A 21,262-nucleotide genomic window follows, 5' to 3' on the forward strand; every position below is an offset into this window, starting at 1 on the left:
AAAGAAAACCCCCCTCTGCGAAAGCAGAGGGGGGTTTTCTTTGCGCGTGTTTTAAGTAATGATTATTACTTATTATTTAAGGTTAATAAAAACATACTTACTCTCTAATGACTAGTTGCTACACTGAAGAACGTTTTTGATTTAATATAAAATATAGAGAATAATAATTTATGGCTATTGACCTCACTAATACTTTGATAGTCGCCATATCGGCAACTGCTTTGTTTGATTTATCCGAATCTGAAGACCATCTTTTACAGCTGCTCAACCAGCGTCCGATTAGCGCCGTGAAAGAATTTCGAGATTATATGGCAGAACGTGAAGACGAGCCTTTAAAGATCGGTGCAGGTTACCCACTCATCAAAGCACTTTTAAATTTGAATAGTTACTACCCTGAACTTGCAGATTCGAATATTAATACTCCATTGGTAGAGGTAGTGATTATTTCTAAAAGCAGCCCTGATACTGGCATACAAGTGCTTAATGCGATTCGCGAACATAGTCTGAATATTTCTCGCTCTGCTTTTATTTCAGGTAGCCCTATTGCACCTTATATTGCTGATTTTAATGTCGATTTATTTTTGACGACCAATCGTGAAGATGCGCAACAAGTAGCTGATAGTAATATTTGTGCTTGTGCCATACTCGATGCTACGCCTGTTAATACTTATACGCTTGATACAGAACAGCTGCGTATTGCCTTTGATGGAGATGCAGTACTTTTTGATGATTCAGGCGAGTTATTGTATAAGCAAAAGGGGCTGAGTGCTTTTCATGAGCGTGAAGCGCGTATGAGTGACTTGCCGATAGAAAAAGGCCCTTATGCTGAGCTATTAATAAAACTCTCTGACTTGCAGGAACGCTTGCCCGCTCGTGTGGATCACTGTCCAATAAAGATTGCGCTAGTGACAGCGCGTAATTCGCCAGCGGATTTACGGGCAATTAAGACGTTGCGACAGTGGGGTGTTGATGTGGATATGGCCTTTTTCTTAGGTGGACTTGAGAAAACAGCTGTGCTTAAAACTTTTGCTCCACATATCTTTTTTGATGATTCGATTCAACATATTAATGCTGCTCGTGACTTTATACCGACAGCGTTGGTTCCTTATCATTCAACCTCTCTACTACACACCAATAGTTTACTAACAACTGATGAGGCAGTGTCATCTCTTACCTTTAGTCCGACCAAACACACGGTTTTAGCCTCTGCTCGCTAATTGAGTAATATCATAATAAGCTTTTGCGCATTGTAATAATGTCATTGTATTAAAAGGATAAAGGATACTAATTTAGCTATCTGATCCGCGATTACTAGCGATTCCTACTTCATGGAGTCGAGTGGCAGACTCCAAAAAATAAAATATATTGCTAAAAAATTCAGAGTAGACATGTCTCATAAATGAGTAAGGCTATAAGCTATGAACGGACAAGCGCTATTGTCACTCGTTATAGAACGTCTAAAGCAGGTTGTTGGCGCGTACGCTATCGTACTTATACCTATGTGGGTTATGTTCATCCTTAATAAAATTGTGCTGTTTGGACTGTGGAATATCTTTGGTATTGTGCCGCGTACGCTGGATGTCGGTAGCATGATTGGGATATTTGCGTCATGGACGATGCATGATAATGTGCCACATTTATTAAGTAATACTGTGGTTTTATTGCAAATATTATTTTTATTTGGGCTGTTTGAAAATAATGTTTATCGTATTATTTTTAAGCTAATTGTCGGCTCTGGTATAATGACGTGGTTACTTGGCTCACCATTGACGATTCATATTGGTGCGTCAGGGCTGTGCTTTGCGATGCTGGGATTTATGATTGGGGGAGCGGTGTTTGCACGGCGTTGGGGCTATTTGTTGGCGTGTTTGGTGATGGGTGCAGGATACTGGCTAACCATTAAACAAGGGTTGATGCCGCAGCAGGATATTTCTTTTGCAGCGCACTTTGGTGGTTTAAGCGCCGGATTATTTTTAGGAGCAAGCTCAAAGCATCATTACACCGATATCGCTAACCGCTATGGGCGCAAATATTGATAAATAAAGTATCAGCAGGCATAAACGGGTGTAATTCGATTGTTTAATTAATATGTTTTTTAATTGATCGAGTCGTATTTTTTCAAACAATATACAATCTAGCTGCTCAGGCTCTTCACAATCAGTCACTTGCGACATCCGGTGCTCACTCATACGCTGTTTCAATCAGTATAAGTTAATCGAATAAATATAATATTGATTGATGTGTTATGAATAATGATAGGGATAATAAAATTAAGATTTCCGAAACATAATGAGTGTTTATCTAGATATTAATAAAAAAGCCCTCAGTTATTGAGGGCTTTTTTTAAATAACGACTTATTCAAAATTTATAGCTAGTTAGTGGTCAGACGCACCAGAGATACCAATGCCTGTTTGTGAGCGAACGAACTGAGCATCGAATGCTTTACGTTCTTTTTCTGCACGGGCTGATTTATCAGTTACTGAGAAGAACCAGCAGCATAGGAATGATAGTGGCATTGCAAATAATGCTGGACCATTAAATGGGTTTGGTGCGGTCTCAGAAATTCCAAGTGTATCGACCCAAACTGCTTTGGATAGAATAATCAAACCAACAGCGCCTACTAGACCGACAATACCGCCGATCACAGCACCGCGAGTGGTTAGACCCTTCCAGAACATGGACAGAACCAATACAGGGAAGTTAGCACAAGCGGCTACCGAGAACGCTAAACCAACCATGAAAGCAACGTTTTGTTTTTCAAACAAAATCCCTAGAATCATAGCAAAGACTGCCAAACCTAAAGTGGCATATCTTGACACTTTCATTTCGGACTCAGGGGTAGTTTGACCTTTTTTAAACACGTTAGCATATAAGTCATGCGAAATAGCCGATACCCCTGAAAGTGTCAAACCTGCTACTACCGCAAGAATGGTTGCAAAGGCAACAGCTGAGATAAAGCCCATAAATAAATCGCCACCTAGCGCTTCACTTAAGTGAATGGCAGCCATATTATTACCACCAGTCAACTCTAACTGACCAGTAAGTGCTGATTTTGCAACATCAAGAAACTGTGGGTTATTGGCAATGAACAAGATGGCACCAAAACCAATAATAAAGGTTAGGAGATAAAAATAACCAATAAATCCTGTTGCAACCACAACAGATTTACGCGCTTCTTTAGCATCTTTTACCGTGAAAAAGCGCATTAAGATATGAGGCAAGCCTGCGGTACCGAACATGAGCGCAAGACCAAGAGATAGCGCATCAATTGGATTTTCAGTTAGTTTGCCAGGTCCCATAATCTTAACGGCATCAGTTACGCTGGTGCCATGTGCCTGACCATAGGCAACGATCGCCTGATCGAACATATTACTAAAGCTAAAATCAACTGACTTCATGACCATAAACGCCATAAAGGTTGCACCACTTAGCAACATCACGGCTTTAATAATTTGTACCCAAGTCGTTGCCAACATGCCACCGAAGAGAACATAGGCTGTCATCAATAAGCCTACTACGACTACTGCAATATTATAGTTCAAGCCAAATAGTAATTTGATTAACTGACCTGCACCTACCATCTGTGCAATCAGATAAAAAGCCACGACGACTAAAGAGCTAAATGCTGCCAGCGTGCGCACAGGCTTTTCTTCTAAGCGAAATGAAACCACATCGGATAAGTTGAATTTACCCAGATTTCGTAAGCGCTCTGCAATAAGAAATAGTACGATAGGCCAACCGACCATAAAGCCGAGTGAGTATAGCAAGCCATCAAAGCCCGAACTAAATACTAAAGCTGATATACCGAGGAAGGATGCGGCTGACATATAGTCACCTGCAATCGCTAAACCGTTTTGAAAACCACTGATACCACCGCCTGCAGTGTAAAAATCTGCGGTTGACTGGGTTTGTCCAGCGGCCCATTTAGTAATAAGGAGCGTAAAACCGACAAAAATCATAAACATGATAATTGCAGGCCAATTGGTTGCTTGCTGCTCTGCGACACCCAAATCAGGACCAGCAAATGCCATGGTAGAGCAACACAAACTTGCTATTGCGATCAGTATCGCTTTAGGTGATGTCAATTTCATCTCAATGTGTTCCTTTTTCATGTGCAATGGCCTCAATTTCTTTAAGGGTTTCTTCATTGAGTGGATCAAGCGTGTGATTGGCAATATAAGAATATACGCCACATAGCAAGAATGACAGCACGATGATACCTAGACCCAAGGGAATTCCCCAAGTGGTAACGCCACCACTAAACGAGCTTGCTAAAAATGGTTTATTGTAGCCAACCAAGAGCATAAAACCGACGTATACGACCAGCATAATGACCGTTAATGTCCAACTCAATCGGCGCTTTTTACTAACCATTTCTTGAAACTTTGGATTATTGAGAATTCGTTGTACCTGTGAATCATCCATAACCAACTCCTTATTGTTTTGTCCAACTATGGACGGCTATTCCAAATGGGATTTTTCATTGTTTAAATTATCAAATGTTTGAGATAAAGATAAAAAAGCAATGCAAAATTACAGTGTAAATTGGCAAAATATAAAGAGAGAAGTCCATTACTGGCAGACTTTTATAGTCTGTGTTTTGGCTTGCGCTACAGGAGGGTCGGTTGTGCTGACAATCCATTGTCATCTTATCTCTTGTCTTCCTAACCGTGTTACCTAATAATTTGATAGTTTTTGTGTCAATATCGATTAAAACGATAATTATTGTCTTGATTATGAATATATACAAAATTTGGGTAATTAACAATAAGTAAGTTTAATTTACTTTTTGTAACTAATTATTTATATGATGGAAAGGTTGTCTTTCTCGATACTTTTGTTAAGACGAGCCTGCTTTTTACGGGTTAATATTTCCCATGTCTAAGAATGTCTGAGCATCAATGGCTACAGCCATCTTAGAGCCTCTCTCTTTCATATAAAACAGCTAGCTTAACAAACCGACCAACAGCTAGATAATCACTGCCAATGGTAAACTAAAATCTATAAATATTGCTTTTTATAGCTTGTCCAGTTATCAAAGGTTCTGTAAAAAAGTTCAATGTAAAACACTGAAACAGTTAAATGTATCAGAGTCAGTTAAAATGTAGCAACATACTGCTCATCATTACTAGGGCGAGTGTCTTAATCTTAGCAAAAAACAGAAAACAGTTAGCTTGACTCACTTTGGTAGATTTCGTGAAACATAGATCATGAAATCTGCCAAATGGTACGAGATAAAGTTGCCTGTTTTCACAGCCAATGATTAGGGCAGCTAGGTTGGTAGTGAGTAGGTTTATTTTCAAAGATATTAAAGGTAGTATTATGGGCGAAGGGCTAGCAGGTTGGTTTAATAGTGCGGTGAATTATGGCGTCAGTATCATATGGGGTAATAATGATTGGTTGATTGCCAGCAATCCATGGTATGGATTGCTCATGTTTGTACTGATTGGTGCGGGGGTTTATTTTACGATTGCTACTCGTTTTATGCAGTTTCGACATTTTGGGCATATGTGGCATTTATTACGGACGTCCAATCAAGGTCGTAAAGATGGCGGCATCAGCTCATTTGAGGCGCTGATGACTTCGCTTGCGGCGCGTGTGGGCACCGGTAATTTAGCTGGGGTAGCGATTGCGATTTATTTGGGCGGTCCGGGTGCGGTGTTCTGGATGTGGATGACTGCTATAGTAGGTATGTCGACTAGCTTTATCGAATCGACATTGGCGCAAGCGTACAAAGTGCCACACAAGGACAATGTTTTCCGCGGTGGACCAGCGTATTACATTGAAAAAGGCTTGGGTCAGCGCTGGATGGCAGTGTTTTTCTCCATTTGTTTATTGATAGCTTTCGGCTTGGCTTTCAATGGCGTGCAGTCAAATACTATTGCGCAAGCGACCAATGAAGCGTTTGGTGTACCAACTTGGATGACTGGTTTGGTATTGGTCGTTTTGGTTGCGCCTGTCGTATTTGGTGGATTGCGTTCAGTGGCGCGCATTGCGGGTAAAGTTGTACCGGTGATGGCGATCTTGTACATCTTATTGGCGCTGTTTATTATTGTGACCAATTTTAGTCAATTCCCAGCGGCTATTGCATTAATTGTGAAATCTGCCTTTGGTTTTGAGCAGGCAGCAGGTGGGGTAATTGGTTATGGTATTGCTCAAGCCATGATTAACGGTATTAAACGTGGTCTGTTTTCTAATGAAGCTGGTATGGGTTCAGCGCCCAATGCGGCGGCAACCGCGCAAAGCTATCCAGATCATCCAGCGGTACAAGGGTTCATGCAAATGCTGGGCGTGTTTATCGATACGCTGGTCATTTGTACGGCAACGGCGTCGATTATTATTTTGTCGGGCGTGGTCAATCCAAGTGTTGAGCAAGAAGGCATTCAGCTTACACAGCTGGCATTGTCACAATATGTGGGTGACATGGGCATTATCTTTGTTGCCATTGCGATTTTCTTTTTCTCGTTTACCTCTATCATTGCTAATTACAGTTATGGTGAGTCCAATCTTGAATTTATCTCTGGTGAAAGAAATGCCAAAATGATGATTATGGTGTTTCGCTTTTTAGTGTTGGGTATGGTATTTGTTGGCTCCGTTGCCAGCTTACCAGCGATTTGGAATTTTGCCGATTTATCGATGGGGTTGATGGCGCTGACCAACTTAGTCGCAATTGTGATTTTGTCGCCAGTTGCCCTTAGAATTTTGCGTGATTATGAGCGTCAAATCAAAGAAGGTAAAACAGCTGATCAAATTAAATTTAATCCGGATAATTTTATTAAGCTGAAAAAAGAAGCCAATCGTGAGGCATGGAAAGATTAAGCTGGGTTTTTGATCGCATGTTATCTAATGATTTTAATCATAAAAAATCGCCCTTATCCATTTATTGAATAAGGGCGATTTTATTGTGCTTCACTTTATAACGCTTAAAGAAATATAACTGCTTGCATTACATATTAGGATAGTTTGGACCACCGCCACCTTCTGGCGCAACCCAAGTGATGTTTTGCGAGGGGTCTTTAATATCACAGGTCTTACAATGCACACAGTTTTGCGCATTGATAACAAACTTAGCACCTTCTGCATCTTTTACCACTTCATAAACGCCAGCTGGGCAGTATAAGCGTGCTGGCTCAGCATATAAAGGTAAGTTAATGGTAATAGGCACGGTTGGGTCAGTCAATTTTAGATGCGATGGCTGATCTTCAGCATGATTGGTATTTGAGATAAATACCGATGACAGTTTATCAAAGACCAATTTGCCATCTGGCTTCGGATAATCGGGCTGATAAGCGTGTGCAGCACGCTCAAGCTGGTCATAGTCGCGCAAGTTGTCATGAATGGTCAAAGGCATGTTGCCAGCCAGCACATTCTGCTCAATGAAGTTAAACGCACCGCCCATCCAAGTGCCCATTCGATGCATAGCTGGGGCAAAGTTACGCGCTAAACGGTTGTCTTCATATAGCCAAGAATGCTTATACTTCAAGGTATAATCAAGCACTTCATCATGCTGACGCTCAGCGACTACCGCCTCATAAATAGCCTCGGCAGCAAGCATTCCTGACTTCATGGACGTGTGTGTACCCTTAATTTTGGCAGGATTTAAGAAACCCGCTTCATCACCGACTAAGACGCCACCTGGAAAGGTTAGTCTTGGCAGAGAGTTAAAACCACCTTTGGTTAAAGCACGTGCGCCATAAGACAGACGCTTACCGCCTTCTAAGATGTTACGAATTAGCGGATGCAGCTTAAGTCGTTGCAACTCGTCAAAAGGTGATAGGTAAGGATTGGAGTAAGATAAATCGACAATCAGACCAAAGCTAACTTGGTTATTTTCATCAAAATATAACCACCAACCACCGGTCGAACCGGTATCACTCAGCGGCCAACCTGAACCGTGCATGACTACGCCTTGTTCATGTTGTTCAGGCGGTACTTCCCATAGCTCTTTAAGACCAATACCATAATGCTGTGGGTCAGAGTATTTGTCTAAGCTAAAGCGACTGATCAGACGTTTGCCCAAATGCCCACGGCTGCCCTCAGCAAAGATGGTGTATTTTGCTAATAACTCATAACCTGGCTCAAAGCTGGGTTTAGCATCGCCATTAGCTGCCACGCCCATATCGCCTGTTAAAATACCTTTTACTGAGCCATCGACGTTATACAAAATATCCGCGGCAGAAAAGCCTGGGAACATCATGACTTCAAGTTCTTCAGCTTGTTGCGCCAACCAGCGCACGACATTGCCTAAAGAAACGATATAGTTGCCTTTATTGTGCATGCTCTCTGGCACTACAGAGTCCATAAGCTTGGTGGCTTTGGTCGCTGACCCGAGCACATAGACGCGATCTTCAATAGCTGGTACGTTTAATGGTGCGCCTTTTTCTTTCCAATCAGGAATAAGCTCATCAAGTGCGCGTGTTTCCATAACTGCACCTGATAGGGTATGCGCCCCAAACTCCGAGCCTTTTTCTACCAAGCACACCGTAAAATCATCATTGCCGGCTTCAATTGCCAGTTGGCGCAGACGAATAGCGGCTGATAAACCGGCAGGACCACCACCAACAATCAGCACATCGAATTCCATCGATTCACGCTCAATTTCTGGCTCAGCGCTAATAGAGTGCGCTGCCTCGTCAACAGCTACCTGTTCAGTAGGTAAAGCTTCAGGTGCGGCTTGTTGCAGGGTTGTGTCTTCAGTATTGATAGTATCAACATCAAGGGCTGAGGGTTGATTGTCTTGCTCTTGCATACCTACTCCTAAACGTTTAGTGGCTAATCTGCGGATATTACCAGCGATTCCATTGAATAATATAACGGGTATCACTCATTATTTCTAGATAGCGCGCAGCATGTACAAAATGGTTGTATCAGCGTGGTCAATAAAGGGGATGTTAATAACTATATTATTAATAACAGAATTATCAAAAAATCATGGCCATCAGAAAATAATAATAAGAATAAAAAAGAGTGACAAATAGTCAGTAGATAACGCTACAAGCTCATAAAAACAGCAACGGCACTGCTATTCGGTTCAAAGAGCGTTACTCATTATAAAAGAAAAGTCCTATAAACACGACAGGCATTTATGGCTACTAATGCTAAGCTGATGGCTAAGTTTTAATAGCTAAGTCCTAATAGTTAAGTTTTGATAATTAGGTTTCAATAGGTGAATGAGTTCAACGAAATAAGTTCTACTTTATCATACCCGAAACTAAAATGAATAGTAATGATAGGTATACCAAACTTTGACTAATAATAAGGGATTGGGTAATGACTGATAAATCAATGAGTAACCAGCCTATACAGGATGTGACGGCAGGTCAAACTGATCTAAATAGTATTGATGGGCTACAGCACTATCTCAAATCTACTGCCGGTTCCCGTCAGGGGCGCTCCATACCGCCACTTGCCGATTGGCATCCTACTCAGGTTGCAGATATGGACTTGGTTATTAAAGCCAATGGCGAATGGTGGCATGAGGGCAGTAAAATGACCCGTGAGTCATTGGTCAGTCTGTTTGCCACGATTTTATGGCAAGAAGAAAAAGATGGCATTACTGAGTATTTTTTAAAAACGCCGGTACAATTACTACGTATTCAGGTTGAAGATGTACCACTACTGATTAATGATGTGGGTATTGTTCTGGAGAACGATATAAGCTGGCTAGAATTCACCACTACCACGGGCGATGTGGTGCGATTGGATGAGGCGCATCAAATTACTTTACTTGCCTATCATCCACATAGAGAGCATAGCGACGCACAAATAAAACGCACTGAATCGGAGGTTCGCCCTTACATGCCAGTCCGGAAGGGGTTGATGGCACTTATCGGTCGCAATGCATTTTATCATTTAACTGAAATCGGTGAGCTCAGTGAGAGAAATGGGGCGACGATTTTAACCTTATATAGTGGCGGTCAAGCTTATACGGTTGCTATGCCTATTGACTGAGGTTCTTGATTTTGGACTTTTTAGTTAATTTTGATGATTTAGTTTTCTTGATTCAGTCTTCAGAACAGGCGGGTAAACGGGGCATTATGTGGTGAGGAAATGGTGCTAAAATAAGCTCATTTATATTATCTTTTTGTTGGGTCGAGCCGCAGATGAGTCCGCAAGTGTTACCTGTTCATTCTAATAGTCGTATGACTGACCCCAAGCGCAACGCCCCGATTGGATTATTCGACTCGGGGGTGGGAGGTTTGTCCATTTATAAGCATCTGGCGCAACAGCTACCAGCTGAACGTTATGTGTATTATGCCGACACCTTGCATGTTCCTTATGGTAATCGTGACAGTAGCGATATCGAGGCTCTTACCTTAAATGCAGTGACTTGGTTATATGAGCAAGGCTGTAAGCTGATTATTATCGCTTGTAATAGTGCTTCTGCTCATGCATTAGACACAGCACGTCGCTATTATCCGCAGTTGCCTATAGTAGGGTTAGTTCCGGCGCTAAAACCAGCAGTATTAGCCAGTCAAAGCGGTCATGTCGTGGTACTGGCGACTAAAGCTACGTTAAATGGTATGTTATTAAATAAAGTTATTAATGATGTAGCTGTTCCTTCTCATACAACCGTGATCAAATATTTTGACCCTATGCTGGTACCTTGGGTGGAGGCAGGTATGCCAGAAAATAGTGAGACGGCGCAAAGATTACGTGAGCAGGTAAGAATATTTGCTGATAACCATGTGGACTATTTAGTATTAGGTTGTACGCACTATCCTTTTTTTAAAGCGTTCTTACAGATTGAAATCGAAAAACAGCAGCTAGCGATGCAAATAGTGGATTCAGGTCATGCGGTCGCTACACGTGTGCAATCATTGTTAATTGAGAGTGACCTGCTGGCTGAAACTAATACATATTCTAACAACCAACCTTTAACCTTTTTTGCCAGTAAATATGATGAGTTTTTGACTGAGTTGGTGCAACAATTATTAGGTGCAGAAAGACAAGTGCACTATTTACGCTAAATTGAATTGTTTTCAATGCTCATGAGAGATAAAAGATTATATCCATTCTATTAACAAGGCTATAATGTGTCCTTATTATGATAAATTGTTACAGCTATCATGAGACTATGCTAGGCTTGTGTTAGTAATTTTTTTGGTATCCTAGTCTATTTTGATAGCTAAGCTGTAGAGGTCTTTTTTTTGTCCAATCATCGCCACCATCTTCATGTTATATGTGCGGCTAGCGATCAGTCGTTAGTACTCGATAATGTGGCGATATTTTTCCAAGCCCGTGCTTTTTTAACTTATGATGTTTCGGGTGAATTGCCGCGAGCTGCACTTTATGGTCGTCAGTGTATTGATGACTGCGATTATACGTTACTCGTCATTGGCGACAGCTACGGCGCAACGCAAAATACAGGCGTTAGCCAAATGCATTTGAGTTACTTGAGTGCTAAGGCAAAGCTCAAACCGATGCTTATCTTTATTAAAAGTCATCACGAAAATGCCGAACTTAGCCCGCAGTTAAAAGACTTTATACGCCTGGTTGAACGCCAAAATATTGGCATCCATTATTATGTAAGTAATCAAGATATCGATCGACTGCTTAGTCTTGCTTATGAAGATATGATTGTACGCTATCCTGCTCTAGGCTGGATCAGAGAGCATGCGGTAGATATTGATATATCGCGCTCTAATAATTTTTTATCTAGTCCACTTTCATCTGTAACTACGAACATCGATCATGAAGCTAGTAAGCTTGAAGGTGTCGATAGCTTAACCAAATCGTTAAAGCTAACAGAGACGTTTGAGTTCAGCTATAGTGCCCAAGCTTATGAGGGTGGCAATTTAACGGATGTAAGTAGTTTATTAAGCTGTACATGGCAAGAAATATTACAAGCGTTGATTCAAATATCTTTAGCTTTTACAAGCTATGGCTTGCAAAGCAGTATTAATCGCCTTATCACCGTTAAAGCTGAACAAGATATCAAACAACAGATGCCAAATGTCCATGCTGTTGCGCGCTGTCAGATAAGCAAAGACGACTTACTAAAGTTACAACGATCGTTGGTAGCAGCCAACTGGATTCAATTAACTGCTGTTGGATCACGTTCCTCACAAGAACTATGGAAACTGACTTTTTATGCCAAAAAAATATACCAAGACAGTCAATCTACACCAAATCCGCCTTTATAACTTTACCTTCCTCGTTCGATATGCTTTATTTAGATAATCTATAAGTAATATGTTTTCCTATCTCTCATCTATTTATATCTCTTATATTCCTTCTAAAATAATTTAAGATTGTGACCATATTATAGTGGTCGCTACGTTTTGTAATATAAAACCTACGTGTCCATGGTTGTGTAGAGACGGTGTACCGTTAATAATAAGGTATTACTGTTGGTTGACGTTATCGAGAAATTTGATAAGTCATTTCTATATACACAAGAAGTGTTCACAATAATTTCATAAAATGACACTTCAGGTCTAATAATAAGGAGTTAACAATGAATGATTCAAAAAGAGATGAATTAAAAAAAGAGCTAGAAGGACTAGAGAAAACGATGCACGACACGGAGCAGTTTCACACATTAGAAGAACAAGTGGCTGATATGAAGCGCCGCGGTATAGACCCAACTAAAACCTACGATGATTGGGATGAAAAAGAACAAGAGGATTGGGGTGATACCACATGGAAAGAAAATGGCAAGTGGGAACATAAAACGCCTGCGGATCTTGATGAAAATGCCCGCGAAAATTGGGATGGCGAGAATGGCAAACCGAATCCACCGCCCATTGTTTAACGACTAATATTTTACAGAATTGATCGGTATCTCTAAATAAAAAAAACCACGCTAGCTAAGCGTGGTTTTTTATTGAGCTAACGACTGACTTATTTATCTTCTTACTAATCAGCCTACGCTCGTTCAAGTTAGAATATCCTTTTAAGAACCTTCATCAACCCGTACCAGGCGAATAACGCCATCAGTACCAGCAACACGGCGATAACGAATATTGCTCGTTTTTGGTGTTTGAATCGCTGTTGGAAATGTGGACACACTGGGAGTAGGAGTAATGTTCTGTTGCTGAATCAGCTGTCCTATACTATCTGATGCCGCTGGTTTACTAGCAACGTTGTTACCGGCAATGATAGTGTGGAATCTTTGACCAGCGCGCCCATCCGCTGGGAAGATGTTATTGCTGGTTTGATACTGCTGAATCGCAGTACGAGTATTATCACCAATAATCCCGTCTACACCGCCTATGTCATAGCCTGCATTCAATAATGCCTGCTGAATATCTTTTGCTTGTTGGCGACTGATACCAGCGTCATCCGTTGGCCATGCAGTTATGAAATCAGTCTTACTGCTATTTTCTTTAGTGATAAGATCTGAGAGATGAGCAATGGCTAACGCATAGCTTTCTGAAGCATTGTAAGAATAAAAGGTATCGAAGTTTTTGCCAACTAAAAATGCTGGACCATCCTTACCTGCAGGCAATAACAATCCGGCACTGCTTAAATCAGAAGGTAGCGTGCCCCCATTAGCAAGCGTTAAGCCTTGAGTGCGCCAGTGGCTCATAGATTTTTTGTCTTTACGGTTGGATGCTGCTGAGTAGCCGCTGGGCAGTTTGACTTCATAACCCCATGCTTCGCCTGAACGGTAGCCGCGTTTCGCTAAGAAGTTAGCAGTGGAGGCAAGCGCATCAGGGACACTATTCACCAAATCACGACGACCATCGCCATCAAAATCAACTGCCAACTCTAAAAAGGTACTAGGCATAAACTGCGTCTGTCCGAACGCCCCTGCCCAAGATCCGGTCATATCGTTGGCATTAATATCACCGTTTTGAACAATTTTAAGTGCATTGGCATATTCACCGCGGAAGTAGCTTTGGCGGCGATCAAAACACGATAACGTCGCTAACGATTCAAACAAAGGTTTCTTACCTAAGGTTTGCCCAAAGTTCGACTCAACGCCCCAAACACCTAACACGTGTTCGGCTTTTACCCCGTAGCGCGATTCAATCTGGCGCAGCGTATCTGCCCACTGGCGTTTGGCTCGAATACCATCGTCAACACGCTCTTTGTCTACCAATACCGACAAATAATCCCAAATATCTTTACGGAATTCAGGCTGATAATTGAGTGATTGAATCACGCTAGGGTCTGGCTGACTTGGACGGTAGCGCTCAAAAGTAGAGGCAGATACGCCGCTAAATTGACTGCTGTTTTTCAGCATATTTAGGCACTGCTGAAGCTCAGCATTGGATAGATTAGGTGCCGGTGGAGCCGCTGCTTGTGCCGTACTCATGACACTAAAACCAATAGCAGCACTGAGTAATGATAAAGTAGACAAAGAAGTCAAACGCATGAATATATCCTATAAAGGTCAGTAATAAAAGAAAGAAGCGGTACAAATAAGAAATGCATTGGCATGGTTAGCGGATAATTATGACCATACTGTATAAGCACACAAAAGGGTAGTGGAACTATGATAAAAATAAAGTATCACATTTTTATTATTAGACTGAGTATAAATTAAAAAGAACCAACTTGAGTGCTATTTTTTACTCACTTAATAACCATACATATTCTCTCACTGCCATCTCTGGTGCTGCATTCAAGGTTGCTGGCTCACCCTCAATTACAGTAATTTGATACTGAGTGCCATAATATTGCTGAACTTGTTCACTACTTATCGAAAATGGTGGTCCAGACCATTCATTTTGGTCGTAATTAAGTGTTAATAACAGCTGAGCGGCATTTCGACTGAGGTTGCAAATCTGTTCGCTATATTTTGGACGCATATCAGGTGGCATGGCAATCAATGCCGCTCTATCATATACCGCATCAACTTGACCAATAGTAGCAGCGGTTAGGTTGAAGATATCAGCCACCCATAATTCTATCGTTTGACCTGCGAGTTGACCTTGATAGCATTTATTATGTGGATTTTCAGTATCTTCGATGACGGTATGAGAAATAGATTGTTCAATAAAAAATTCTTGAATCGCCGATTCAACCAATTCGATGCCCACCACATCATAGCCTTGCGTGGCAAGCCAAACCATATCGATTGATTTACCACATAATGGCACAAAGACACGGCTACCGACTGGTAAACCTAAAATTTTGAAATATTTTATTAATAGCGGATTCACATCTGACTGGTTAAAACCAATGCGCTTATTTTGCCAGCGGTCTTGCCAAAATTTAGGATTCATATGATTGCCTTTACTAATGATAGTTTTTATTATAGATGGGCTTTATACGAAATTATCTATATATCAAAAAATGAAAGTCATAAAAAGAGCAGTTAATACTAACATTATAATAGCCAATAAAGAGCCAAGTATATCGACACTTGGCTCTTTATTGGCTATAGAAAATTATATTTAAAAGCTTAGTTTCTTATTGATCGCATTTACAACTTTAACTTCTGTATAGACTGTTGTTTTTCTAGTACAGCACAGCGTTTAGTTCTTTAATAAAAGTATGAATACGCTCCGCATTTTTACCTAAATCACTAGCGCCAACACGAGATTTACTGCGAATATCGATTAAACGCTCGTCGCCTTTATCATTAACACGTACGATTACATCGTCTTTAAAACCAAACCAAGTGGTTGTATCTGTTGCTTCAATAATACCTTTGCTAGCATCAATATTTACTATTTCCCAGCCTAAATTCTTAGCCGCCTGTTCAGCCGCAGTCATTAACTCAGTTTTTGGCTGGGAGTAGTTGAGTGTTTTCAGTTCAGGGTATGCTGCACGTTGTTGCTCTGCGGTCTCGACTCCATCATATTCTGCTTGATTTGGAGAATCAGCGCGTAGTGGTGCAATCGCTACAAATTCAGGTGGGTTAACTAAGTCGGTTGAAATATCATGAATGGGCGGTACGCTTTTGCCTTTATTCATCATACTGAGTGGTAGCGCAATAGCGATTGCAGAGAACACAATTGCCATAAGTGCGCTGCCTATGGTTACCGTTTTGCGCATGAATAAAAACTGCAATATGAGCAAAACAAGGGCGGCAACACCGGCATAGACACCGTATTTAAATCCTGTAAAAGCAGTGCCTAAATCAATAATTCCAAATTTATGTAGAGGACCTGGTAGTACCACCAATAGCAAAGCGATTAAACTGACAAGACTAACTAAAATTTTCATTATACTTCTCTATTATTAGTTAACTGTTCGCCTGTTATGGAGGATTCCTTTTCAATAAAACACTGTCTTGACGAAAAGCTAATTTAGCTGGTCATATATTGGCTAAATTCTTTACGTAGCTTGGCAAGTTTTGGTGGAATGGCAAAGTTGCAATAGGCTTGTCCTGGATTTCTATTAAAAAAGTCCTGATGCGCCTCTTCTGCAATATAGAATTCAACGGCAGGGTGGACTTCAGTGACGATATTAACACCCATATCGCGTAGTTTATTGATAGTGCGGTCGATGGTTGGCTTTTGCTCCTCATCGGTGTAGTACACGACGCTGCGGTATTGGCTACCGACATCATTACCTTGACGGTCTTTAGTGGTAGGATCATGAGTGCCAAAAAAGACATCAAGCAGTACTTCTAATGGTAGAACAGACTCATCAAAGGTAATGTTAATCACTTCGACATGCCCAGTATTACCGCCACATACCGCTTGATAATTAGCAGTTGCCGCCTCACCACCCATATAGCCGGATACTACCGACTGTACGCCTTTTAATGATAGAAAAACTGATTCGGTGCACCAGAAGCAGCCACCACCTAATATAATATTCTGCATAAAATTATCCTATTGTTATAGATAGAAATGATTAAAAAATATATTTCTTACACGATGTATTTAGCTTAGCAGTCGAGAAGCTGGTTATTAGTAACAAACAGTAATGTTATAATGCGCTTTTGCTACGTATAAAAATGAGCCCTTCCATGAGTCTATCGAACCCTCTACCTGACGCTACTGTGCAACTCGATATTGTTAAAAGCGAGGCTGTCCAACACGATACGTTATTTACCACGCCCCTCGATAAAGCGGCAAGGTTTTCTTTTGACGAGCAAGTGGTTGCCTGCTTTCCAGATATGATTCGTCGAAGCGTGCCAGGCTATGGTCAAGTATTAGCGATGCTACCGATATTTGCCAAGCGCCATTGTAAGTACCGCCAACAAACCAGTAATGGTCAGCGCGTGAGCCGTATTTATGACTTGGGCTGTTCGCTTGGCGGCGCAAGTATGGCGCTGGCAGGGGATTTTGCGCCACATGATTTACAGATTAAAGCAGTCGATATTTCACCAGCAATGACCAGCGAAGCGCGCAAACTATTGAGAGATAATTATCCTGAGCATGATATTGAAGTAGTGACCGCGGATATTAGAGAGTTTGAACTTGAAACCTGCGATATGGTGATTTTAAACTTAACGTTACAGTTTTTGCCTGCCGCTGACAGGGTGGCGGTTCTTGAAAAAATTTATAAAGCTTTAAGTCCGGGCGGTATCTTAGTATTAACAGAAAAAACCCATGCCTTCGATGAGCAAGCTGACGCGTGGTTAGTGGAGCGCTATTATGACTTTAAGCGGGCAAATGGATATAGCGAGATGGAAATCAGTGGTAAGCGTAATGCACTAGAAAACGTACTAATTACTGATACTTTAGATGAGCATCATGAGCGCTTGGATAACGTGGGCTTTGCTCGTCATTTAACGTGGTTTCAGTTTTTAAATTTTGTGTCTATAGTGGCGTTTAAATGACGTTTTTTGCTTAACCTATCTGATTTTAATTTCTAGCAATCTTGGTAACCGTTTTATGATGAATGACACTATTGTCCGCGCTGAGCGTGAGTTGTATTTAACCTTATTAACGCTGGCACAAACGCATCCAAGTGCTTATGAATGGCTCACTTTATTGCCAGAATGGTTGCTTCACATTAAGGATAGAAGTAACTATGCCCATGCGCCTGCGTATCAAGCAGCGGTGGCACGGTTGCCTGTCGTGACTGCGGATAGCGTGGCGCTAGATGCCGATGTATTGACCATAAATGTGAGCTTGGCGGATGCTGAGCGCAAGCAAACGCTTGCTTTATTAAAGCAGCTCATGCCGTGGCGTAAAGGTCCTTTTCAGATTGGTAGCAGTGCAATTGATGACAACGACAAGCAGCCTATCTTTATTGATACGGAATGGCACAGTGATTGGAAATGGCGACGGGTCGCATCACACTTGAGTAATCTAAAAGGTCGTCGAGTATTGGATGTGGGCGGCGGTTCTGGTTATCACGGTTGGCGTATGGCAGGTGCGGGCGCAGATACAGTGATTATCGTTGACCCATCCTGTTTGTTTTATCATCAATTTATGGCAATTCGACACTTTGTGGGCGCGGCTGATGCGGCTGACACTGAATGTGATAATAGTAAAGATGAGAATATGGACGGTTATCGAACTCATTATATTCCTGTACCGTTAGAGACGTTGCCAGCGCACAGTCAGCTTTTTGATACGGTTTTTAGCATGGGAGTGTTATATCACCGTCAATCGCCGTTTGAGCATTTGCAGCAGCTGCGCGGTCAGCTGGTCAAAGGCGGTGAGCTGGTACTAGAAACATTGGTGATTGATGGCGATGCCAATAGCGTACTGGTACCGCAAGACCGTTACGCGCAGATGAATAATGTGTACTTTTTACCATCAGTTGCTGCATTAATTGGCTGGCTTGAAAAGGTTGGATTTACCAATGTGCGCTGCGTGGATGTGGCAGTGACTTCAATCGAGGAGCAGCGCAAAACAGAATGGATGACCTATCAATCATTGAATGATTTTCTTGATCCTACGGATTCTAGCAAAACTATTGAAGGGTATTCAGCGCCTAAGCGCGCGACGTTGATTGCAACAAAATAGCTTTAAGCAAAGTCGTTTAAATAAACCACTTCTTAAAGGCAATTTCTATTAAAACCTTCAGTATAAATCCTATAAAGCCTGCACCAAGGGCTAAAAACATCCAAAAGGTACCAGCACGACCTGCGCCAGATTTTTTGGAGAGATCCCAAATAATAAAAAATAAGAAGGCAATAAATATTGGTAATAAAACGTATAGTCCCCAGCTGGTGACTGTACTTTCAGCAATTGCAAACATAGCAGTATTTCCAAAATATAAAACTTAATTATAGCGCGGAATATAAGCGCTATAAACGCTTGCCAGTTATCAGGCAACAGGAATGCTACAATCTTTTCTTTAGCATAATGCTTTTATTTTTTGTTAAGAGTAAAACTAAGCCACCAGTAGTCAGAAAGATAAGAATTTAAGCCTATTTTTGGTGCAAATGGTGCAATACAGCGTAAAGCTTGTTATATTTACAGGTTACTTATCTTTTCGTGTTATTTATCTGAGTTTATAATCTTATGTCACAAGCCCAAATTGATACGTTAGCCTCACTATTCGACGATGCTATTAACGTTTTAAAAAAAGAAGGGGCGCTACCCGCCGACTGGCAGAATAATAGTCAGATTACTCGCACCAAAGACGCCAGCCATGGTGATTTTGCGAGTAACATTGCGATGACTGCCGCCAAAGCAGCAAAGACGAATCCACGCGCGTTGGCAGAAAAAATCGTGCATGCGTTACCTACTAATAAAGATATTCGCCAAGTCGATATCGCAGGTCCTGGTTTTATTAACGTCTTTTTAAATGCCGAAGCGAAATTTGCGGTATTAGACGATATTTTTGCATTGCAGGAGCGTTTCGGTTTAAGTAACCAATTCGATGGACAAAAAGTCCAAGTTGAGTTTGTATCGGCCAATCCGACTTCAAGCTTACATGTTGGACATGGACGCGGCGCTGCATTTGGCATGAGTGTGGCAAACTTGCTACAAGCAATCGGTTATGACGTCACCCGTGAATATTATGTCAATGATGCTGGTCGTCAGATGGACATTTTAGCCACCAGTACTTATTTACGCTATCTGGAAGCCAATGGCGAAGCGATTGTATTCCCGGTAAACGGCTATCAGGGCGACTATGTGCGCGATATCGCTAATACGGTAAATGCACAGCATGGCAACAGCTACGTACATCCCTTTGCACAAATTGCTCAAGATGCGCCCGCTGATGCGGTGTTTGAAATTAATGCAGATGGCGAAAAGGTTCTATTATCCGGTGATAAAGAAGCGCACATTGATGGACTGATTGCCAATAGTAAAGCCTTATTAGGCGATGGCTACGCGCTATTTTTAAATGCCGCATTGACGAGTATTTTGGCGGATATTAAAGATGACCTCAGTGACTTTGGGGTCAATTACGAGTGCTGGTTTAGCGAAAGATCCATTGATGCTGAGATTGAGCCAGTCTTGCAAGTGCTCGATGAAAAAGGCTATCTCTACGAAAAAGACGGTAATATTTGGTTTAAATCAACCGACTTTGGTGATGAAAAAGACCGCGTCGTGCGCCGTGCTAATGGTCAAAGTACTTATTTTGCCTCTGACATTGCTTATCATAAAAACAAGTTCGATCGTGGCTTTGATAAAGTGGTTAACGTTTGGGGCGCCGACCATCATGGTTATGTGCCACGTGTTAAAGCGGCATTATTAGCGTTGGGTATTGATGCCGAGCGCCTTGATGTGGTTTTGGTACAGTTTGTAGCGTTATGGCGCGGCGATGAAAAAGTACAAATGTCGTCACGTTCAGGCAAATTTGTCACCTTACGTGAATTGCGCTCTGAGGTCGGTAATGATGCTGCGCGTTTTTATTATGTGGCGCGTAAACCTGAAGTGCATGTTGACTTTGATTTAGAACTTGCCAAATCACAAAGTAAAGATAACTTGGTTTATTATATTCAGTATGCTCATGCGCGTGTATGCCGCGTCTTAGATAAGCTGGCTGCTAGTGGTCTTATCGTCGATGATGCGGTTGGCGCGCAGCAGCAACATTTGCTAACGGCTCCTGCTGAAGAAGAAGTGATTAAATTGCTTGCCGCTTATCCTGCAACTTTATTACGGGCAGCAACAGGCTATGAGCCGCATGTGTTGACTAATTACTTAAAAGAATTGGCGGCGCTGTTTCATGGCTGGTACGACAGCAATCGTATTTTGCCATTGAGCTTAACCTCAGGGGAGACGCCGACGCAAGCGGAGCTGGATATGATGCAGGCGCGCTTGCGCTTATCAAAAGCGGTGCGTCAAGTATTGGCAAACGGCTTGGGTTTACTCGGCTTATCGGCACCGTCTAGCATGTAGCCTGTTAGTACCGCCTAGATATGGCTATCCGTCCTATTTAGGCGTATCTAAAACGCAAACGCTGCGATTATAATTTGTTTATAAAAGCAGCGCATTATTA

The 21,262-nt window shown here is 41.6% G+C and carries 18 protein-coding genes; 10 read left to right on the forward strand and 8 right to left on the reverse strand.

Annotated features, from left to right (window positions below; all coding sequences use genetic code 11):
* Nucleotides 1-170 precede the first annotated feature (170 nt).
* Both H2245_RS10765 and H2245_RS10770 read left to right on the forward strand, forming a co-directional pair.
* Nucleotides 171-1,217, forward strand: a complete 1,047-nt coding sequence (locus tag H2245_RS10765; RefSeq protein ID WP_182407391.1) for a 5'-nucleotidase — start codon at nt 171-173, stop codon at nt 1,215-1,217.
* Nucleotides 1,218-1,418: 201 nt separating this feature from the next.
* Complete coding sequence (locus H2245_RS10770; RefSeq protein ID WP_182407392.1) at nt 1,419-2,036, forward strand: rhomboid family intramembrane serine protease; 618 nt, start codon at nt 1,419-1,421, stop codon at nt 2,034-2,036.
* Between the two features lie 340 nt (nt 2,037-2,376).
* Here the strand turns inward: H2245_RS10770 and H2245_RS10775 are convergent, their stop codons facing one another.
* Both H2245_RS10775 and H2245_RS10780 read right to left on the reverse strand, forming a co-directional pair.
* On the reverse strand, nt 2,377-4,092 hold the full coding sequence (locus tag H2245_RS10775; protein ID WP_182407442.1) for a cation acetate symporter: 1,716 nt from the start codon (nt 4,090-4,092) through the stop codon (nt 2,377-2,379).
* Nucleotide 4,093: 1 nt separating this feature from the next.
* On the reverse strand, nt 4,094-4,426 hold the full coding sequence (locus H2245_RS10780; RefSeq protein WP_182407393.1) for a DUF485 domain-containing protein: 333 nt from the start codon (nt 4,424-4,426) through the stop codon (nt 4,094-4,096).
* Nucleotides 4,427-5,323: 897 nt separating this feature from the next.
* Here H2245_RS10780 and H2245_RS10785 point away from each other — a divergent pair.
* Nucleotides 5,324-6,820: a sodium:alanine symporter family protein gene (locus tag H2245_RS10785; RefSeq protein ID WP_182407443.1), complete on the forward strand. Its 1,497-nt coding sequence runs from the start codon at nt 5,324-5,326 to the stop codon at nt 6,818-6,820.
* A gap of 127 nt (nt 6,821-6,947) precedes the next feature.
* On the opposite strand, the gene H2245_RS10790 is transcribed toward H2245_RS10785, so the two are convergent.
* Nucleotides 6,948-8,585 (reverse strand): electron transfer flavoprotein-ubiquinone oxidoreductase, encoded by a 1,638-nt coding sequence (locus H2245_RS10790; protein ID WP_259365199.1) that lies wholly within the window; start codon nt 8,583-8,585, stop codon nt 6,948-6,950.
* A gap of 686 nt (nt 8,586-9,271) precedes the next feature.
* On the opposite strand from H2245_RS10790, the gene H2245_RS10795 reads away from it, so the two are divergent.
* The 4 genes from H2245_RS10795 (at nt 9,272) to H2245_RS10810 (ending at nt 12,758) form a co-directional block, all read left to right on the forward strand.
* Nucleotides 9,272-9,952, forward strand: coding sequence for a DUF1285 domain-containing protein (locus tag H2245_RS10795; protein ID WP_182407395.1), 681 nt, complete (start codon nt 9,272-9,274; stop codon nt 9,950-9,952).
* A gap of 152 nt (nt 9,953-10,104) precedes the next feature.
* Nucleotides 10,105-10,971, forward strand: coding sequence for a glutamate racemase (murI, locus tag H2245_RS10800; protein WP_182407396.1), 867 nt, complete (start codon nt 10,105-10,107; stop codon nt 10,969-10,971).
* A 180-nt stretch (nt 10,972-11,151) separates the two neighbouring features.
* Nucleotides 11,152-12,147 carry a DUF4062 domain-containing protein gene (locus H2245_RS10805; RefSeq protein ID WP_182407397.1) on the forward strand — a complete coding sequence of 332 codons (996 nt, stop codon included), beginning with the start codon at nt 11,152-11,154 and terminating at the stop codon, nt 12,145-12,147.
* 371 nt (nt 12,148-12,518) lie between these two features.
* Entirely contained in the window at nt 12,519-12,758 is a 240-nt protein-coding gene (locus H2245_RS10810; protein WP_259365193.1) for a hypothetical protein, read from the forward strand.
* 141 nt (nt 12,759-12,899) lie between these two features.
* Here H2245_RS10810 and H2245_RS10815 read toward each other — a convergent pair whose 3' ends face one another.
* The 4 genes from H2245_RS10815 to msrA all read right to left on the reverse strand — a co-directional run bounded on the left by H2245_RS10815 (nt 12,900) and on the right by msrA (nt 16,731).
* Entirely contained in the window at nt 12,900-14,327 is a 1,428-nt protein-coding gene (locus tag H2245_RS10815) for a lytic murein transglycosylase (protein ID WP_182407399.1), read from the reverse strand.
* A gap of 196 nt (nt 14,328-14,523) precedes the next feature.
* Nucleotides 14,524-15,180 (reverse strand): thiopurine S-methyltransferase, encoded by a 657-nt coding sequence (tmpT, locus tag H2245_RS10820; protein ID WP_182407400.1) that lies wholly within the window; start codon nt 15,178-15,180, stop codon nt 14,524-14,526.
* A gap of 235 nt (nt 15,181-15,415) precedes the next feature.
* A complete protein-coding gene (locus tag H2245_RS10825) occupies nt 15,416-16,126 on the reverse strand; it encodes a DUF1499 domain-containing protein (RefSeq protein WP_182407401.1) in 711 nt (236 codons plus the stop codon).
* A gap of 83 nt (nt 16,127-16,209) precedes the next feature.
* Nucleotides 16,210-16,731, reverse strand: a complete 522-nt coding sequence (gene msrA / locus H2245_RS10830) for a peptide-methionine (S)-S-oxide reductase MsrA (protein ID WP_182407402.1) — start codon at nt 16,729-16,731, stop codon at nt 16,210-16,212.
* Nucleotides 16,732-16,877: 146 nt separating this feature from the next.
* Between msrA and cmoA the strand changes: the two genes are divergently transcribed.
* Entirely contained in the window at nt 16,878-17,693 is an 816-nt protein-coding gene (gene cmoA, locus H2245_RS10835) for a carboxy-S-adenosyl-L-methionine synthase CmoA (RefSeq protein ID WP_182407403.1), read from the forward strand.
* A gap of 55 nt (nt 17,694-17,748) precedes the next feature.
* Nucleotides 17,749-18,831 carry a tRNA 5-methoxyuridine(34)/uridine 5-oxyacetic acid(34) synthase CmoB gene (gene cmoB, locus H2245_RS10840; protein ID WP_182407404.1) on the forward strand — a complete coding sequence of 361 codons (1,083 nt, stop codon included), beginning with the start codon at nt 17,749-17,751 and terminating at the stop codon, nt 18,829-18,831.
* A gap of 16 nt (nt 18,832-18,847) precedes the next feature.
* On the opposite strand, the gene H2245_RS10845 is transcribed toward cmoB, so the two are convergent.
* A complete protein-coding gene (locus H2245_RS10845) occupies nt 18,848-19,066 on the reverse strand; it encodes a DUF2788 domain-containing protein (protein WP_182407405.1) in 219 nt (72 codons plus the stop codon).
* Nucleotides 19,067-19,332: 266 nt separating this feature from the next.
* Between H2245_RS10845 and argS the strand changes: the two genes are divergently transcribed.
* Nucleotides 19,333-21,162: an arginine--tRNA ligase gene (gene argS / locus H2245_RS10850; RefSeq protein WP_182407406.1), complete on the forward strand. Its 1,830-nt coding sequence runs from the start codon at nt 19,333-19,335 to the stop codon at nt 21,160-21,162.
* Nucleotides 21,163-21,262 lie beyond the last annotated feature (100 nt).

The organism is Psychrobacter sp. GP33, from assembly GCF_014119005.1.
In the GTDB taxonomy this organism is placed as follows: Bacteria; Pseudomonadota; Gammaproteobacteria; order Pseudomonadales; family Moraxellaceae; genus Psychrobacter.

Excerpts from the sequence above, each read along its gene's own strand:
- H2245_RS10795 (WP_182407395.1), top strand. The coding sequence starts at position 9,272 with ATGACTGATAAATCAATGAGTAACCAGCCTATACAGGATGTGACGGCA.
- H2245_RS10845 (WP_182407405.1), bottom strand. The coding sequence starts at position 19,066 with ATGTTTGCAATTGCTGAAAGTACAGTCACCAGCTGGGGACTATACGTT.
- msrA (WP_182407402.1), bottom strand. The coding sequence starts at position 16,731 with ATGCAGAATATTATATTAGGTGGTGGCTGCTTCTGGTGCACCGAATCA.
- cmoA (WP_182407403.1), top strand. The coding sequence starts at position 16,878 with ATGAGTCTATCGAACCCTCTACCTGACGCTACTGTGCAACTCGATATT.
- tmpT (WP_182407400.1), bottom strand. The coding sequence starts at position 15,180 with ATGAATCCTAAATTTTGGCAAGACCGCTGGCAAAATAAGCGCATTGGT.
- cmoB (WP_182407404.1), top strand. The coding sequence starts at position 17,749 with ATGATGAATGACACTATTGTCCGCGCTGAGCGTGAGTTGTATTTAACC.
- H2245_RS10765 (WP_182407391.1), top strand. The coding sequence starts at position 171 with ATGGCTATTGACCTCACTAATACTTTGATAGTCGCCATATCGGCAACT.
- murI (WP_182407396.1), top strand. The coding sequence starts at position 10,105 with ATGAGTCCGCAAGTGTTACCTGTTCATTCTAATAGTCGTATGACTGAC.
- H2245_RS10790 (WP_259365199.1), bottom strand. The coding sequence starts at position 8,585 with ATGGAATTCGATGTGCTGATTGTTGGTGGTGGTCCTGCCGGTTTATCA.
- argS (WP_182407406.1), top strand. The coding sequence starts at position 19,333 with ATGTCACAAGCCCAAATTGATACGTTAGCCTCACTATTCGACGATGCT.
- H2245_RS10770 (WP_182407392.1), top strand. The coding sequence starts at position 1,419 with ATGAACGGACAAGCGCTATTGTCACTCGTTATAGAACGTCTAAAGCAG.
- H2245_RS10780 (WP_182407393.1), bottom strand. The coding sequence starts at position 4,426 with ATGGATGATTCACAGGTACAACGAATTCTCAATAATCCAAAGTTTCAA.
- H2245_RS10810 (WP_259365193.1), top strand. The coding sequence starts at position 12,519 with ATGCACGACACGGAGCAGTTTCACACATTAGAAGAACAAGTGGCTGAT.
- H2245_RS10775 (WP_182407442.1), bottom strand. The coding sequence starts at position 4,092 with ATGAAATTGACATCACCTAAAGCGATACTGATCGCAATAGCAAGTTTG.
- H2245_RS10815 (WP_182407399.1), bottom strand. The coding sequence starts at position 14,327 with ATGCGTTTGACTTCTTTGTCTACTTTATCATTACTCAGTGCTGCTATT.
- H2245_RS10825 (WP_182407401.1), bottom strand. The coding sequence starts at position 16,126 with ATGAAAATTTTAGTTAGTCTTGTCAGTTTAATCGCTTTGCTATTGGTG.
- H2245_RS10785 (WP_182407443.1), top strand. The coding sequence starts at position 5,324 with ATGGGCGAAGGGCTAGCAGGTTGGTTTAATAGTGCGGTGAATTATGGC.